Source organism: Stenotrophomonas sp. SBJS02 (genome assembly GCF_020428325.2).
Classification (GTDB): domain Bacteria; phylum Pseudomonadota; class Gammaproteobacteria; order Xanthomonadales; family Xanthomonadaceae; genus Stenotrophomonas; species Stenotrophomonas africana.
Genome location: NZ_CP109812.1, coordinates 2,169,891 through 2,185,037 on the forward strand (window position 1 = coordinate 2,169,891; position 15,147 = coordinate 2,185,037).

At 67.4% G+C, this 15,147-nt stretch carries 11 protein-coding genes; 8 read left to right on the forward strand and 3 right to left on the reverse strand.

Features of this window, described 5'->3' with window-relative positions; genetic code table 11:
* Window positions 1–2: 2 nt before the first annotated feature.
* Together greA and FQS62_RS10235 are read left to right on the forward strand one after the other, a co-directional pair.
* Complete coding sequence (greA, locus tag FQS62_RS10230; RefSeq protein ID WP_170272484.1) at window positions 3–467, forward strand: transcription elongation factor GreA; 465 nt, start codon at window positions 3–5, stop codon at window positions 465–467.
* A 4-nt stretch (window positions 468–471) separates the two neighbouring features.
* Window positions 472–1,389, forward strand: a complete 918-nt coding sequence (locus FQS62_RS10235; protein ID WP_208043173.1) for a phosphoglycerate mutase — start codon at window positions 472–474, stop codon at window positions 1,387–1,389.
* Window positions 1,390–1,672: 283 nt separating this feature from the next.
* Here FQS62_RS10235 and FQS62_RS10240 read toward each other — a convergent pair whose 3' ends face one another.
* Together FQS62_RS10240 and FQS62_RS10245 are read right to left on the reverse strand one after the other, a co-directional pair.
* Entirely contained in the window at window positions 1,673–2,485 is an 813-nt protein-coding gene (locus tag FQS62_RS10240) for a DUF1176 domain-containing protein (RefSeq protein WP_208043172.1), read from the reverse strand.
* Entirely contained in the window at window positions 2,486–3,529 is a 1,044-nt protein-coding gene (locus tag FQS62_RS10245) for a DUF1176 domain-containing protein (protein ID WP_208043171.1), read from the reverse strand.
* 122 nt (window positions 3,530–3,651) lie between these two features.
* Here FQS62_RS10245 and recJ point away from each other — a divergent pair, with 122 nt between their 5' ends.
* Together recJ and FQS62_RS10255 are read left to right on the forward strand one after the other, a co-directional pair.
* On the forward strand, window positions 3,652–5,409 hold the full coding sequence (recJ, locus tag FQS62_RS10250; protein WP_208043170.1) for a single-stranded-DNA-specific exonuclease RecJ: 1,758 nt from the start codon (window positions 3,652–3,654) through the stop codon (window positions 5,407–5,409).
* Between the two features lie 144 nt (window positions 5,410–5,553).
* Window positions 5,554–8,466, forward strand: a complete 2,913-nt coding sequence (locus tag FQS62_RS10255; protein WP_208043169.1) for a DUF2135 domain-containing protein — start codon at window positions 5,554–5,556, stop codon at window positions 8,464–8,466.
* Window positions 8,467–8,568: 102 nt separating this feature from the next.
* Here the strand turns inward: FQS62_RS10255 and FQS62_RS10260 are convergent, their stop codons facing one another.
* A complete protein-coding gene (locus tag FQS62_RS10260; protein ID WP_208043168.1) occupies window positions 8,569–9,768 on the reverse strand; it encodes an acyltransferase family protein in 1,200 nt (399 codons plus the stop codon).
* 175 nt (window positions 9,769–9,943) lie between these two features.
* Between FQS62_RS10260 and FQS62_RS10265 the strand changes: the two genes are divergently transcribed.
* The 4 genes from FQS62_RS10265 (at window position 9,944) to FQS62_RS10280 (ending at window position 15,126) form a co-directional block, all read left to right on the forward strand.
* Complete coding sequence (locus FQS62_RS10265; protein WP_049447100.1) at window positions 9,944–10,804, forward strand: LytTR family DNA-binding domain-containing protein; 861 nt, start codon at window positions 9,944–9,946, stop codon at window positions 10,802–10,804.
* A gap of 177 nt (window positions 10,805–10,981) precedes the next feature.
* Window positions 10,982–12,107, forward strand: a protein-coding gene (gene prfB, locus FQS62_RS10270; protein WP_014037064.1) for a peptide chain release factor 2 whose coding sequence is annotated in 2 segments (ribosomal slippage) — window positions 10,982–11,056 and window positions 11,058–12,107 — 1,125 coding nt in all. Because the reading frame shifts where the segments join, the coding sequence is not laid out codon by codon here.
* A 154-nt stretch (window positions 12,108–12,261) separates the two neighbouring features.
* A complete protein-coding gene (locus tag FQS62_RS10275; RefSeq protein ID WP_208043167.1) occupies window positions 12,262–13,044 on the forward strand; it encodes a helix-turn-helix transcriptional regulator in 783 nt (260 codons plus the stop codon).
* Window positions 13,045–13,740: 696 nt separating this feature from the next.
* On the forward strand, window positions 13,741–15,126 hold the full coding sequence (locus tag FQS62_RS10280; protein ID WP_208044109.1) for an NAD-dependent succinate-semialdehyde dehydrogenase: 1,386 nt from the start codon (window positions 13,741–13,743) through the stop codon (window positions 15,124–15,126).
* Window positions 15,127–15,147 lie beyond the last annotated feature (21 nt).

Below are 15,147 nucleotides of genomic sequence, written 5' to 3' on the forward strand. Positions count from 1 at the left end.
CCATCACGATGAAGGGCGCGCAGCGTCTGCGCGATGAACTGGATCACCTGAAGTCGGTCAAGCGCCCGAAGGTGATCGCCGCGATCGCCGAAGCGCGTGAGCACGGCGACCTGAAGGAGAACGCCGAGTACCACGCCGCGCGCGAGGAGCAGGGCTTCATCGAAGGCCGCATCAAGCAGCTGGAAGGCGAGCTGTCGCACGCCGAGATCATCGACGTGAGCAAGCTCAACGCAGGCTCCAAGGTAGTGTTCGGCGCCAGCGTGACGCTGGCCGACGTGGAAACCGACGAGGAGAAGAAGTACCAGATCGTCGGTGACCTGGAAGCGGACATCAAGCTGGGCCTGATCGCGATTTCCTCGCCGGTGGCACGCGCGATGATCGGCAAGCTGGAAGGCGATTCGATCGTGATCGATGCCCCGGCCGGCCAGCGCGAGTACGAGATCGTCAGCGTCAGCTACGTGGACTGACCCGGTGGCAACGGCGACCCTGCTGTTGCCGGCACGCAGCCGCCTTGCCGCGGCTGCGCTGCCTGATGACGTGGCGCGTGCCCTGGGCCGTGCCAGCGCCTCGCAGTTTGAAGCCGGAGAGCGGGCACAGCTGCAGCGCCATTTCACGGTTGCCGCGCCGCACTGGCCGGTGGCCGCGTTGACCCGCCAGCGCGACGTCGGCGATGCCGCCGGCGCCAGCTGGCTGCGTGCCGATCCGGCCTGCATGGTGCCGGACATGCACGGCGCGAGGATGATGGCCTACGGCGAAACGCTGCGGCCGACCTTGGCGGACTGCCTGGCCCTGTTGCCGGTGCTGCAGCCGCTGTTCGCCGATGCCGGGTTCGTGCTCGATGCACCCGATCCTTCGCGCTGGTACCTGCGCCTGCCGATCGACCTGGCCCTGCCGGACTTCGACAGTCCGGACGAGGTTCTCGGCGATGATCTGTTCTCGCACCTGCCGGAAGGCGAGGGCGGCCGTCGTTGGCGGGCGCTGATGACCGAGGCGCAGGTGCTGCTGCACAACCATTCCTGGAACCAGCAGCGCGCCTCGCAGGGACAGCAGCCGATCAATTCGCTGTGGTTCTGGGGCGGTGGCGTGATGCCGGTGTCGGTCAGCACGCCGCACGCACAGGTGCGCAGCCGCGATGCCTTGCTGCAGGGCCTGGCTCTGGCGGCTGGCGTAGCCGTGGATGGCGAGCAGGCGGTGGATGCACTGGTCGACCTGCGCCAGCTGCGCTCCCTGCAGCAGCTCGGCACTGATGCGATCCGTCCGCTGCTGGCCGCGCTCAAGCGTGGCGAGCTGCAACGGCTGGTGCTGGATTTCGAAGACGGCCTGCAATTCCAGCTGGACCGTGGCCAGCGCTGGCAGTTCTGGAAGAAGCCGCGCCAGCTTCACGAGTGATTTCCCTGTAGAGCCGAGCCCACGCTCGGCTTCATCACTACTGGACGTCCGTAACGTAGGTCGGCAACGCCCAGTGCCTGCGGCTCCGGGTTGAGCAGTCATCACCCAGATACGTCGCGCTCAGGACCAGGCGCGAGCCGTCCCACGCCCAATGCCGGTTCGTGCCGCACGCATTGGTAGCGGTCACAACGCCTTCTTCAAGAAATACGGCATGCGGGTAGAGCGGAAACAGCGTGCTTGGGGTGATCAGCGTGGGCGCAAACGGTGGACGATCGCGGATCAATCAGGTGCCCGCCGGCACGATGTTGCGGTCGGTTGCGCAGTTCAACAGGGCCAGGACATGGCTGGCATCCACCCGTTCGATGCAGAGTTGGTGTGACGACATCCGGTCGCACGCGTTTCCCGCAGCGGCCACCGGTTGCAACTGCTGCAGCAGATCCGCCCGCTCGGCCAGTTGCGCATCGCTTTCCTGTGCTTCGACCAGAAGCGGCGGTGCCTTCAGGGGCGGCGCGGCAACCGCAGCCGGGACCTTCGACTCCGGCTGTGAGCCCTTGCGCACTAGTGCGCCGGGCGTATCCAGCCGACCTTGGGCTTCGTCCATCTTCAGCAGCAGCGTACGGATACCGCGATCGGACAGCGGCCACGCGTGGCCCGAGGCATCGCTCATCTCGACGCGCTTGCCCGCCAGCAGTGCTTCAATCATGGCGGTCACGTAGCGGGTGGGCAGCTCCAGGGCAGGGTCGAGCGCTTCGCTGTGGCCGATGGCACCGAGGTCCTTTCCGTCCACGTGCAGTCGCAACGTTCCTTCAGGGGCCACCGCCGCAGGGGTCGCAGGCGCGTCCTCTCCGCCCTCGGCCATGGACAGCCGGGCGGTGACCGCCGTGCGCGGCCCGCCGCTGCGTTCGATCAGCGCGCTCAGCATCAACGGCGCCAGTGGACCGTAGGCTGCCAGCCGGCAGGTGCGGGTGTTGTCGCAGGCCATCACGCCGTCGCCCTCCACCAACGACGTGCCAGCCGGTTCGGCAGCCGGGGCAACCGAGGCCATCGTCAGCGACGCAAGCAGCAGCGGCGTGCATGACAGTGAAGATGCATGCATTCAGCGCACCTCACTGAGCAGGGTTGGCAGCATCCAGTGCCCGCCCGGCATGCCACGGCACAGGCCGGTACTGAACGCACTGCTGGGCTGGAATCTCTGGCCATCCCATGCCCAGTCCGAGCCGGAAACGCAGTCGCCGATGCCGCGGCCCTTGTAGCGCGCGTAGAGCGTGCGTTCGACGCGCGAGAAGCCCTCTGCTTCCATCGTGACCGTCTGCGGGGCGAACGGGGGCCGGTCGCGTGCGATCCAGAAGCCATTGCTGTAGTTGTACGCGCCCATCTGGCACAGCGCCTGCACCAGTACGTGGTGCTCGTCCAGCCGCTCGATCACCATTTCCGGGGTGCCCGTGTACTCGATCAGGCGCGGACAGTCGTCACTGTCGCCGAGCGTGGCGATCAGGGCGTCGCGCAGCGCTTCGCTGCTTCCCAGTTCGCTGTCTCCGGAACGTGGCGTCGCCAGCGCCGCGCTCACGATCACCGGCTTGGCACGCGCAGCCGGCACAGTCGTTTCGGCACGCGTGCCAGGCCGCACCAGGGCGCCGGGTGTTCCGATCCGCCCTTGTGCCTCGTCCATCTTCAGCAGTACGGCGGCAGCCCCACGGTCGGAAATCGGCCAGCGCGTGCCGTTGCTGTCGATGACCTCGATGCGGGCCTGGCCGGGCAGGGCGGCAAGCAGTGCTTCAACCTGCGCCGGCCGCAGCGTCACGGCCTCGTCAGCACCGGTGTCCTGCACCGGGCCCAGATCACGGCCGTTCACCTGCAGGCGCAGCGCGCCTTCAGGCATCGCGCTTTCGCCACCCTCGCCCACCCGCAGCCGCGCCTTCACTGCCGTACCGGGGCCGCCTGCACGTTCCAGCATGAGGCCCAGCAGGCTGTCTGCGTTTTCCGGGCCATAACCCGCGGCTCGGCAGGTGCCGGTGTTGTCGCAGGCCAGGAACCAGTCGTGGTGCGCGAACTCGATACCGGGGGTGACCAGCGTGTTTCCAGCGTGGGAGGCGAGTGGCAGCAACAGGCCGACAATCAGTGCGGACAGCGGGCGATGCATGGCGAGTTCCGTTTCAGAAGCGAACAAGCATGGGCGATCGCCACCTCTGCGCCAAGCCCGGGAAGAGCCGGACCAGCCGGGCGGGGTATCATGCCCGGGTCTTCCGTAACCCGGCGATGCCGATGTCCCTTGCCGCCGATGCTGTGCAGCCCGCCTCTGATACGCCGACGATCCGCCGCCGCGATGCGGTCGCGCCCGGCAGCTGGCCGGAGGGCACGCTGCCGTTGCTGGCGCGTCTCTATGCCAGCCGTGGCGCAGGTACACCGGAGTTGGCGCAGCCGAAGCTGGGCAATCTGCATGCCCCTGAGCTGCTGACCGGCATCGACGATGCGGTGGGCCTGTTGGTTGAGGCCATCGTCAACGACAAGCGCATCCTGGTGGTTGGCGATTTCGACTGCGATGGCGCCACCGCCTGTGCGGTCGGCGTGCGCGGCCTGCGCATGCTCGGCGCACGGCATGTCTTCCACGCGGTGCCCAACCGCATGGTGCACGGCTACGGCCTGTCGCCGTCACTCGTGGACGAGCTGGCCGCGCTGAAGCCGGACCTGCTGGTCACGGTTGACCACGGCATTGCCTGCCACGCCGGTGTCATCGCGGCCAAGGCGCGTGGCTGGCAGGTGCTGGTCACCGATCACCATCTTCCCGGTCCGCAGTTGCCGCCGGCCGATGTCATCGTCGATCCCAATCTGGACGGCGATGCCTTCCCCAGCAAGTCGCTGGCAGGCGTCGGTGTGATCTTCTACGTGTTGATGGCGCTGCGCCGGCAGATGCGCGAGGCCGGCGTTTTTGCCGATGGCAAGGGGCCGGACCTGACCACGCTGCTGGACCTGGTGGCGGTTGGCACCGTCGCCGACCTGGTAGCGCTGGACCCGAACAATCGGGCGCTGGTCAGCGCGGGCCTGCGCCGGCTGCGTGCAGGGCAGGGCTGCGTCGGCCTGCGTGCACTGATCGAAGCCAGCGGCCGTGATGCCGCGCGGCTGACGGCCACCGATATCGGCTTCGCACTCGGCCCACGCCTGAACGCGGCGGGCCGGCTGGAAGACATGGCGCTGGGCATTGCGCTGCTGCTGACCGAAGACCCGCGCCAGGCGCGCGAGATCGCGCAGACGCTGGAGCAGATCAATTCGGAACGGCGCGCCGTGCAGCAGTCGATGACCGACGACGCCGAGCAGGCATTGACCCGCGTGGTGCTGGACATGGCCGGCCAGCGCCCGGTGGCGGCCTGCCTGTTCGATGCGGACTGGCATCCGGGCGTGGTCGGCCTGGTCGCGTCGAAGATGAAGGATCGCCTGCATCGCCCGGTGATCGCCTTCGCCCCGGCCGAACCCGGCGCCGACACCCTGCGTGGCTCAGCCCGCTCGATTCCCGGCCTGCACATCCGTGACGCACTGGCGCTGGTCGACGCGCGTCATCCGGGCTTGATCGAACGTTTCGGTGGCCATGCCATGGCGGCTGGACTGAGCCTGCGGCTGGATCACGTCGATGACTTCAAGGCCGCCTTCGTCGCCGTGGTACTGGAAATGCTCGACCCGGCGGCACTGCAGCAGCAGGTCCTCAGCGACGGCGAACTGGCCGCGGACGAACTCGACCATCGCCACGCTGATGCGCTGCGTCTGGCAGGCCCATGGGGCCAGGGCTTCCCCGAGCCGCTGTTCGACGGCCACTTCGAAGTGGCCAACTGGCGCGTGCTGAAGGAGCGCCACCTCAAGCTGGAACTGCGCCTGCCGGGCGTGCCCGGCACCATCAACGCGATCCACTTCGGCGGCTGGCATGGCAACGCGCCGGGTCGCCACGTGCATCTCGCCTATCGTCTCGCCTGCGACGACTATCGTGGTGGCAGCGCCATCCAGCTGATAGTCGAGCACTGCCTGCCCGCCTAGAAAAGGGGGACGGAGGGGATTAAGCCGTTTCTGCCTTGTTTGCCAATTGCGACTTAATCCCCTCCGTCCCCTTTTTGGGGTCCCGCCAACCCCGTTCCGGTAGCTCGTGCGTTCAACGGTTCACGATCCCACTGGAGTCCGGTCATGGTCTTCGCCCGTAGCTGCACCGTGTTGTTGCTGGCCCTCGCGGCCTGGCCCGCTGGCGCGCAGTCGCCGCCGATCTCCCGGCCGCAGGCCGCCACGCCTCTCCTGATCGCGCACGCTGCCGAACAACCGGTGCAACTGCAGCGTGCCCGCATCGAGGGCGAAGTCCAGGCCGGCGTCGCCCAGACCCGGATCACCCTGGAATTCCACAATCCGAACCGGCGCGTGCTGGAGGGCGAGTTGCAGTTCCCGCTGGGCGACGGCCAGCAGATCAGCGGCTTCGCGCTGGATATCAACGGCGAGATGCGTGACGCGGTGCCGGTGCCCAAGGACCGCGGCCGCCAGGTGTTCGAGGAGATCGCCCGCCGCGGCGTCGACCCGGGCCTGCTGGAACAGACCGCCGGCAACCAGTTCCGGCTGCGCATCTACCCGCTGCCGGCCGGTGGCAGCCGGCGTGTACAGCTGGTGATTCGCGAGCCGTTGGCCTTCACCGGCCAAGGCTGGCAGTGGACGCTGCCGCTGCAGTTCGCCGCCGGTGCAGCCTCGGTTGAACTGAAGCTGCAGGCGCCCGGCGCGACCACTGCAGGTACCGCGCCATTCCGCATCAGCGCGGGCCAGATGCAGTGGCAGGGCAAGGGCGCGCAGTTGCCGAAGCAGCTGCAGTGGAGCCTGCCGGCAGCCCGCCAGGCGCAGGTGCAGGTGGCGCCCTGGGAGGATGGCCATTACCTGCTGGCGCAACTGCCGGTGGCGGCCAGCAGCAGGCCCCGTACGCTGCCCAGCGAGATCGGCCTGCTGTGGGACGGCTCCGGTTCGGCGGGGCAGCGCGATCGCACGCGTGAGTTCGCACTGCTGGATCACTACTTCGCCGCGATGGGCGACGGCACCGTGGCCTTGACCGTGCTGCGCGATCGCGCCGAGCCGGTAAGGCGCTTCCGCATCCGCGCCGGTAACTGGAGTGAGCTGCGTGCGGCATTGCAGGCCGTACGCCCGGACGGTGCCAGCGCGCTGGCGCAGTGGCAGCCGCAGCCGGGCGTGAAGGAATACCTGCTGGTCAGCGATGGCCTGCTGACCTATGGGCCGGAACAGCTGCCGGCGATGGCGCCGGACCAACGCCTGTTCGCGGTCAGCTGCGCCGGTGCGCGCACCGATGCCGTGCGACTGCGTGGCTGGAGCCAAGCGCATGGTGGTCGCTTCGTCGCGCTGGGGAAGGATGTCGAATTGGCCGCCCGTGAGCTGCTGTCGTCGCCGCTGGATGTGCAGGTCGATGCAGGACGCGGCGTGCAGGACGTGGTGATCGATCGTCGCAGTGAAGCCCAGGGCTGGTTGTGGCTGCATGCACGACTGGCGGCCGACGGTGTGCCGATGCGGGTGCGCGTGGGTGGCGGCGAATGGCAGGCGCTGCCCGCCACGCAGAAGAGCAACGACGGAGAACTGCTGGCGGGCTTGTGGGCGCAGGCGCGCCTGCAGCAGCTGGCCGCCGATCGCCGTGGCAACCGCGAGGCGATGCAGCGCCTGTCTCAACAGTTTGGCCTGGTCGGGCCGGATACCTCGCTGATCGTGCTGGAGACACTGGAGGACTACCTGCGCTATGCGATCCGCCCTTCGGGCACGCTGCGCGCCGAGTACGACGCCAGGTTCGCAGTGCAGGTAAGAGATCGCGCCGCTGCTGATCGCCAGCGCCTGGATGAGGTGGCGGCACGCTGGAAGGAGCGCCAGCAGTGGTGGAACCGCAGCTGGCCGAAGGGAATGCCGCCGCAGGCAAAGGGCGGGGCACTGGAAGTGGCCTCCGCGGACCACGCGATGGAATCAGCGCCGGTGGCGATGCTCGCCGCACCGGCCCCGGCGGCACCACCCGCCCCGGCACCGATGGCCGCCGCCGCCGAGCAGCGCATGGAAGCCAGCAGCGCGCGTGCGCGTCGCTCAGCACCTGCATCGAACATGGCCCTCGATTCAATCACGGTCACTGGTGGCCGTGTCGCTGCGCCCGCTGCCGCCAACGAGGGCGAGCTCGGCATCCAGTTGGCGGCCTGGCAGCCGGACTCGGCCATCGCCAAGCGCCTGCGCGAGGGGCCGCCGTCGCAGTTGTATGACCGCTATCTGGCCGAGCGCGATGCCCACGCCGACAGCAGCGCATTCTTCCTCGATGTGGCCGACCTGCTGCTGGAGCAGGGCCAACGCGACCTGGCGCTGCGCGTGTTGTCGAATCTGGCAGAGATGGACCTGGACAATCGTCACCTGCTGCGCGTGCTCGGCTACCGCCTGATGCAGGCTCATGCCCCCGCATTGGCGGTGCCGGTGTTCGAGCAGGTGCTGGTGATGGGCCAGGAAGAGCCGCAGAGCTTCCGCGATCTTGGCCTGGCGCTGGCGGCGGCCGGCAAGCCGCAGCAGGCGCTTGCGCCGCTGTACCAGGTGGTGGTGCGGCCGTGGGACAGCCGCTTCGATGGCATCGCCCTGATCGCACTGGATGAGCTGACCAACCTGGTGGCCCGCAGCACGCCCCGGCTGGATACCACCGGCATCGACCCGCGCCTGCTGCAGGCGATGCCGCTGGACCTGCGCGTGGTGCTGTCGTGGGATGCCGACAACAGTGACATGGACCTGTGGGTGACCGACCCGAACGGCGAGCGCGCGTATTACGGCAACCGCCTGACTTACCAGGGCGGGCAGATGTCGCAGGACTTCACCGGCGGTTATGGTCCCGAGCAGTTCTCGCTGCGCAACGCCAAGCCCGGCAAGTACAAGGTGGAAGCGAATTACTTCGGCAGCCGCCAGCAGTTGGTGACCGGTGCCACGACCCTGATGCTGCGCCTGACCACCCATTGGGGCACGGCAAAGCAGAAGGACCAGATGGTGACGATGCGGTTGAAGGATCGCGCCGAAACCGTGCTGGTGGGCGAGTTCGAGGTGCGTTGAACGCTCGGACACCCGTGTAGAGTCGAGCTGGCTCGACTGCCTTGATGCAGAGCCGGGCCCATGCTCGGCTCATGGCAGAGGCAGCCGAGCGTGGGCTCGGCTCTACACTACCGCGGCGCGCGCGATCGGCGCCGCAGGTGGATCGGCACGCAGGCCGAACAGGGGCCGCAGCCAGCGCGAACGACGGATCAGCAGTTCATGGATCAGCAGGCAGCCGCCGACGGTACCGCCGAGCAGCAGGGCCGGTTCGGCCCACGGCCCCAGCTGTAGCGGCTTGAGCCAGAACAACAGCACGATGATCAGGCTTTGGTGCAGCATGTACCAGGGATAGATCGCCTCGGTGCAGTACGGCAGCCAGCGGAACGGGCGGTCGAGGACGACCTTGCCCCAGCCCAGGATGGTCAGCAGCGCGGTCCAGACGTACAGCGACTGGCTGGTCCTGCCCTGCAGATCCCAGAACGCTTCGGGCCATTGCCGCAGCGAGGAGTCAGCCGGCAGTACCTGGCCGAGGATGCGCAACCCCAGATACCAGGCGATCGCGGCCAGCGCCAGCCATAGCGTGGTGCGGCGCAGGGCGACCACACGCTGCCAGAACACCGGCTCGCGACCGAGCAGGTAGCCTGCCAGGAACACCGTTGGGTATTTGGCGTGCTGGTACCAGTCGCCAAGCAGGGCATTGGTGGACGGATAGATCGGCTCCAGCCAGATCACCCAGGCCAGCAGCAGGGCGGACGGCAGGCCGATCAGCAGCATCGGCGATGCAGCGCAGAACGCCACCGCGCGGCGCACCACCGGCCTTCCCAGCAATGGCATTAACAGGGCCAGGGCCAGCGTGTAATTCCACAGATAGGCCAGGTACCACAAGTGGTTCCAGGTGATGCCGTACTGCCAGCCGGCGAAACTCCCTTCCGGCCACGGCCGCACCTGCCAATAGCGCAGCAGGAAGTGGCCGAAGCCGGGTGCCACGTGGCCGTTGGCCACCCCTTCGCAGTAGGGCTGGATCGGCACGATCACGAACATGCCGAACAGCAGCGGCAGCAGCAGCCGCCACGTGCGCAGGCCGGCAAAGCGCAGCAGCCTGCCTTCCGGCCGCATCAGGGCGATGGCGATACCCGAGATCAGGAACAGCAGCGACATCCGCCAGCGGTTGACGAACAGCATCGGCCACTGCAGCCATTCGGCGGTATGCACGCTCTTGAGGTGGAAATCCCAGTCGTCCACATAGGCCATGCCGGTGTGGTAGAGGATCAGCAGGGCGAAGGCGAACACGCGCAGGGCGTCGATGTCGTGGCGTCGGGTCATGGTGGTGGTGTGCCGGAAGGTCGAGCCAACGTGACGCCGCCCGGCCCGTGCAGCCACTGCCGAGGGGCCGCCGGAACCCGCGCAGTGACCAATGGCGGGGGTGGCGGGACCAATGGAGCCGCTACCCTTGGTCCCTTGAGGCAGGCTGGAGCACCGCAACGACATGGATGCAGCAATGACCCAGGGCCGACCACCGCGCTGGCGTACTTCGACCCGCCTGCTGGTATGGGCGGCGATCCTGTCGGCTTCAGCGGTGACCAATGCGCTGGTGGAAGTGATGGATGCCAGTCGCCGCGGCGCCGATCTCGGCTTGTGGGAGCCGATGATCTGGGAGTTCAGCAGCCTCGGTCTGATCCTGTTGACCCTGCCGCTGCTGTGGTGGGGCTGCGAGCGCTGGCCGCTGCATGCCGATACCTGGAAGCGGCGATTGCCGCTGTACCTGCTGGCCAGCGTCGGCTGGTCGCTGTTGCATGTGGTGGGGATGATGCTGCTGCGGCACCTGGCCTATGCGTCGCTGGGCCACCGCTACCAGGACGATGCCGGCTGGCTGGAGCGTTTTGCCTACGAATACCTGAAGGATGTGCGCACGTTTGCGATGTTCGTGGCACTGGAGCACTTTGCCAGCTGGTTCGGCCGGCGCAGGCAGGGTGAGGCGAGCCTGCTGGCCGAGCCCGACGTTGGCCCGCCAGTGGAGCCGGTCGAGCGCCCCCAGCACTTTCTGGTGCGCAAGCTGGGCAAGGAGTTCCTGGTTGCCACGGCCGACGTGGAATACGCGCAGGCGGCGGGCAACTACGTGAACCTGCGGGTGCGCGGCCACGATTACCCGTTGCGGATCACCATGGCGGTGCTGGAGCAGCGGCTCGATCCGGCAGTGTTCCTGCGCCCGCACCGCAGCTGGCTGATCCACCGTGACCAGCTGCGCTCGATCGAGCCGCTGGACGGGGGCGAGGCCCTGCTGCACATGGCCGACGGGGCGAAGGTGCCCTGCAGCCGGCGGCAGCTGCCGCTGCTGCGGCAGGCGCTGGGCGGAGGGTAGCGTCGACTGTCAGTCGACTGCTGTTCGTTCAGATTCTGGTGAAGCCTGCGCTGCGCGCGATAGTCGACTGACAGTCGACTCTACCGAGGCGCGGGCGGGCGGGGGGCGGGCCTCATGCCGGGAGTCGCCCGCCTGCGGTATCATTACCAGTCATCTTTTGAATGCATAACCGCCGACATGATCGAACTGAATCCTGTCCGCCAGCGCATCACCGATCTGACCGATCGCGTGCTGTCGCTTCGGGGGTATCTTTGACTACGACGCCAAGAAAGAGCGTCTTGAAGAAGTAACGCGGGAGCTGGAAAGCCCCGACGTCTGGAACAACGCCGAGTATGCCCAGAACCTGGGCCGCGAGCGTTCCAGCCTGGAAAAGACCGTGGGCGGCATCGCCTCGGTGCTGGATGGCCTGAACGACGCCACCGAACTGCTCGAGCTGGCCGAGTCCGAGCAGGACGAGGACACCGCACTGGCGGTGGTCGCCGACCTGGACAAGCACCAGGCGCACGTCGAGAAGCTGGAATTCCAGCGCATGTTCTCCGGCGAGATGGACAATGCCGCCGCGTTCGTCGACATCCAGGCCGGTGCTGGTGGCACCGAAGCCCAGGACTGGGCCGAGATCCTGCTGCGCATGTACCTGCGCTGGTGTGAATCGCGCGGCTGGAAGACCGAGCTGATGGAAGTCTCCGGTGGCGACGTCGCCGGTATCAAGTCGGCCACGCTGCGCGTGGAAGGCGACTATGCCTACGGCTGGCTGAAGACCGAGACCGGCGTGCACCGCCTGGTGCGCAAGTCGCCGTTCGACTCGGACAACCGCCGCCACACCAGCTTCACCTCGGTGTTCGTGTCGCCGGAGATCGATGACAACATCGACATCACCATCAACCCGGCCGACCTGCGCACCGACGTGTACCGTTCGTCCGGCGCCGGTGGCCAGCACGTGAACAAGACCGAGTCGGCGGTGCGAATCACCCACATCCCGACCAACATCGTTGTGGCCTGCCAGACCGGCCGCAGCCAGCACCAGAACCGCGACAACGCGATGAAGATGCTGGCCGCCAAGCTGTACGAGCTGGAGATCCAGAAGCGCAACGCCGAGAAGGACGCGGTGGAAGCCACCAAGTCCGATATCGGCTGGGGCAGCCAGATCCGCAACTACGTGCTCGACCAGAGCCGTATCAAGGACCTGCGCACCGGCATCGAACGTTCGGATACGCAGAAGGTGCTCGACGGCGACCTCGACGAATTCGTCGAAGCCAGCCTGAAGGCCGGCCTGGCCGTGGGCTCCAAGCGCGTCGATGCCTGATCGACGCGCCTGCGCGGATATCGTCACCCTCGTGCGCAACGCCGAGGGTGGCTGATCACGCTTCCGGTAGAGCCGAGCCCATGCTCGGCTGCTGTTGGCGCAGTAGCAGATGCGTCGAGCATGGCTCGACGCTAGAACGGGTACGGCGTTAGCGATGATGCGCAGCGAAAGTGAACGCAAGGAACTCGGCGGCTTCCTCAAGGCCTGCCGCGCCCGTGTCGACCCCGCCACGCTCGGCCTGCCGGGCGGGCGCCGGCGCACCCCGGGCCTGAAGCGCGAGGAAGTGGCGTTGGCGATCGGGGTCAGCGTCAGCTGGTACACCTGGATCGAGCAGGGCCGCGAAGTGCGCGCCTCGCCCGAAGTGCTGGAGCGCCTTGCGCAGGTGTTGCGCATGAGCGACGACGAGCGCGCCTATGCATTCGCGCTGTCCGGCTACGGCGTGCCTCTGGAATCGCCGGACGAGAGCGTGACCGACGGCCTGCGCCAGCTGGTGGAGGCGATGCAGCCGATCCCGGCCTACGTGCGCAATACCCGCTTCGACATCCTGGCCTGGAACCCGGCCATCGCCGAGCTGTTCGTGGACTACAGCCGGCTGGCGCCGCATGAGCGCAATACGCTGCGGCTGATGTTCCTGTACCCGCCGTACCGCACGCTGATTCTCAACTGGGAAGAAATGACCCGCGGCCTGCTGGCGGGTTTCCGTGCGGCGATGGCGCAGGCGCCGGACAAGGCGCCGTTCCTGGCGCTGGTGGAAGACATCGCCGCGCACAGCGAAGAGTTCCGCCAATGGTGGCCGGAGCACGATGTGCGGCGGTTCGACGAAGGGGCGAAGAAGCTCAACCACCCCACGCGCGGGCTGCTGGACCTGCAGTACGTGGCGCTGGTGCCGGAGAGCCGGCACGATCTTTCCCTGGTGACCTACCTGCCGCGGAAGTAGGGGGTGTTCGGCAGGGCTTGCAGCCCTGCACCTGCTCAATGCAACGGCCAGAGCCAGAGCCAGAGCTAGGTTCCGTGGTTTGGCGGGGCGGTGTCGGAGTGCGGGGACGCCGCAAGTACGTCCGTGTAGGCTTGGCAGCCGCATCCATGCGGCTGACACCCCGCACGCCGACACCGCCCCACCTTCGACAGGTTCACGCGGCTGTTGGCAACTGCGGCTTTGTTCCGCGCGGCTGTTGGTAGGTGTCGACCTTGGTCGACACGATTTTTCTCTCAGATATCGAATGAGTCATCCACGCATGGCGTGGGTCTACTGTGTCGACCAAGGTCGACACCCACCAACAGCAACGCAGAGCGCCGTCCCGACAGATCGCAGAACTCTGTCGAAGGCGGGGTGGGTCCGGTTGCGGGAGTGTCCGCGGCATGGATGCCGCGGCCAAGCCCCCATGGAAGGGTTTACGGCGTCTCCCGCAACCGGACCCACCCCGCCATCCCTCAGGGAACCAGCTTCTGCTGTTGCTGTTGCTGTTGCTCTGGACCGTAGCGGGTGCAGGGCGCAGCCCTGCCGAAAACCCCATTCAGGCAGGTAAGTGCAGGTCACAGGATAAGCAGACGCCTTGTTGCCTCCGCCAATCGGGTCCACATTCCTGTGCAGGAGACGGGCCACCGCCCGTTGTCGAGACAACAGGAGCCCTGCATGTCCGCTGCCCCCAGCACTGCCATTTCGCGCGATCCGGCCACCGGTGAACAGATCGCCAGCCATCCCTTCGTCACCGACGCCGAACTGGAAACAATCCTCGACCGCGGCCAGGTCGGTTTCGCGGCCTGGAGTGCCAAGAGCCTCGAACAGCGCGCAGATGTACTGCGTGCGATGGCGGCGGTACTGCGCCGCGACCGTGAAAAGCTGGCTGCGCTGGCTACCGCCGAAATGGGCAAGGTCCAGGCCGAATCCCTGGCCGAAATCGAGAAATGCGCCGTGCTGTGCGACTGGTACGCCGACAACGGTGCCCAGTTCCTGCGCGACGAACCGGCCCAGGTGCCCGACGACAAGGCTTATGTGTCCTACCTGCCGCTGGGCGTAGTGCTGGGCATCATGCCGTGGAACTTCCCGTACTGGCAGGTGATGCGCGCGGCGGTGCCGATCCTGATGGGGGGCAACGGCTTCCTGTTGAAGCCGGCCGAGAACATCGTCGGTACCGCGCAGCTGCTCGACGCCGCCTGGCGCGACGCTGGGTTGCCGGAAGGTACCTTCATCGCCGCGAACATCAGCCGCGAGGGCACCAGCCGTGCCATTGCCGATGACCGCATCGCGGCGGTGACCCTGACGGGCAGCGTGGTTGCCGGCCGCAGCATCGCCGCCCAGGCCGGGCAGGCGCTGAAGAAGGTGGTGCTGGAACTGGGCGGCTCGGACCCGTTCATCGTGCTGGCCGACGCCGATCTGGACGCTGCCGTCGATGCGGCCGTGGCTTCGCGCTTCCAGAACACCGGGCAGGTGTGCATCGCCGGCAAGCGCATCATCGTTGAAGACGCGATATACGACCGTTTCGTGGCGCAGTTCTGCCAGAAGGTGCAGGCGCTGACCATCGGTGATGGCCGTGAAGCGGGCAACCGCATTGGCCCGATGGCCCGCCAGGACCTGCTGGAACAGCTGGACGCGCAGGTGCGCGCTTCGGTGGACGCGGGCGCGAAGCTGCTGGTCGGTGGCCATCAGCTGGATCGCCCGGGCGCTTTCTATGCCCCCACCGTGCTGGCGGACGTGGAGCCGGGCATGCAGGCCTTCGACACCGAAACGTTCGGTCCGGTGGCCTCGATCAGCCGCGCACGCGATGCCGACCATGCGGTGGAGCTGGCCAACCAGAGTGAGTTCGGCCTCAGCGGCAACCTGTGGACCGGCGACCGCGCCCGTGCGATGCAGCTGGCGCGCCGGCTGCAGACCGGTGGCGTGTTCGTCAACGGTTTCTCCGCCTCCGACCCGCGCGTGCCGATCGGCGGCGTGAAGAAGAGCGGCTTCGGCCGCGAACTCTCGCACTTCGGCGTCCGCGAATTCGTCAACGCGCAGACGGTGTGGTTCGACAAGCGTTGACGCGCAGCTTCCATCCTTCCT

Bases quoted from the DNA above. Each gene is read 5' to 3' on its own strand.
- FQS62_RS10240 (WP_208043172.1), bottom strand. From the start codon at position 2,485: ATGCATGCATCTTCACTGTCATGCACGCCGCTGCTGCTTGCGTCGCTG.
- FQS62_RS10245 (WP_208043171.1), bottom strand. From the start codon at position 3,529: ATGCATCGCCCGCTGTCCGCACTGATTGTCGGCCTGTTGCTGCCACTC.
- recJ (WP_208043170.1), top strand. From the start codon at position 3,652: ATGTCCCTTGCCGCCGATGCTGTGCAGCCCGCCTCTGATACGCCGACG.
- FQS62_RS10255 (WP_208043169.1), top strand. From the start codon at position 5,554: ATGGTCTTCGCCCGTAGCTGCACCGTGTTGTTGCTGGCCCTCGCGGCC.
- FQS62_RS10260 (WP_208043168.1), bottom strand. From the start codon at position 9,768: ATGACCCGACGCCACGACATCGACGCCCTGCGCGTGTTCGCCTTCGCC.
- FQS62_RS10265 (WP_049447100.1), top strand. From the start codon at position 9,944: ATGACCCAGGGCCGACCACCGCGCTGGCGTACTTCGACCCGCCTGCTG.
- FQS62_RS10275 (WP_208043167.1), top strand. From the start codon at position 12,262: ATGATGCGCAGCGAAAGTGAACGCAAGGAACTCGGCGGCTTCCTCAAG.
- FQS62_RS10280 (WP_208044109.1), top strand. From the start codon at position 13,741: ATGTCCGCTGCCCCCAGCACTGCCATTTCGCGCGATCCGGCCACCGGT.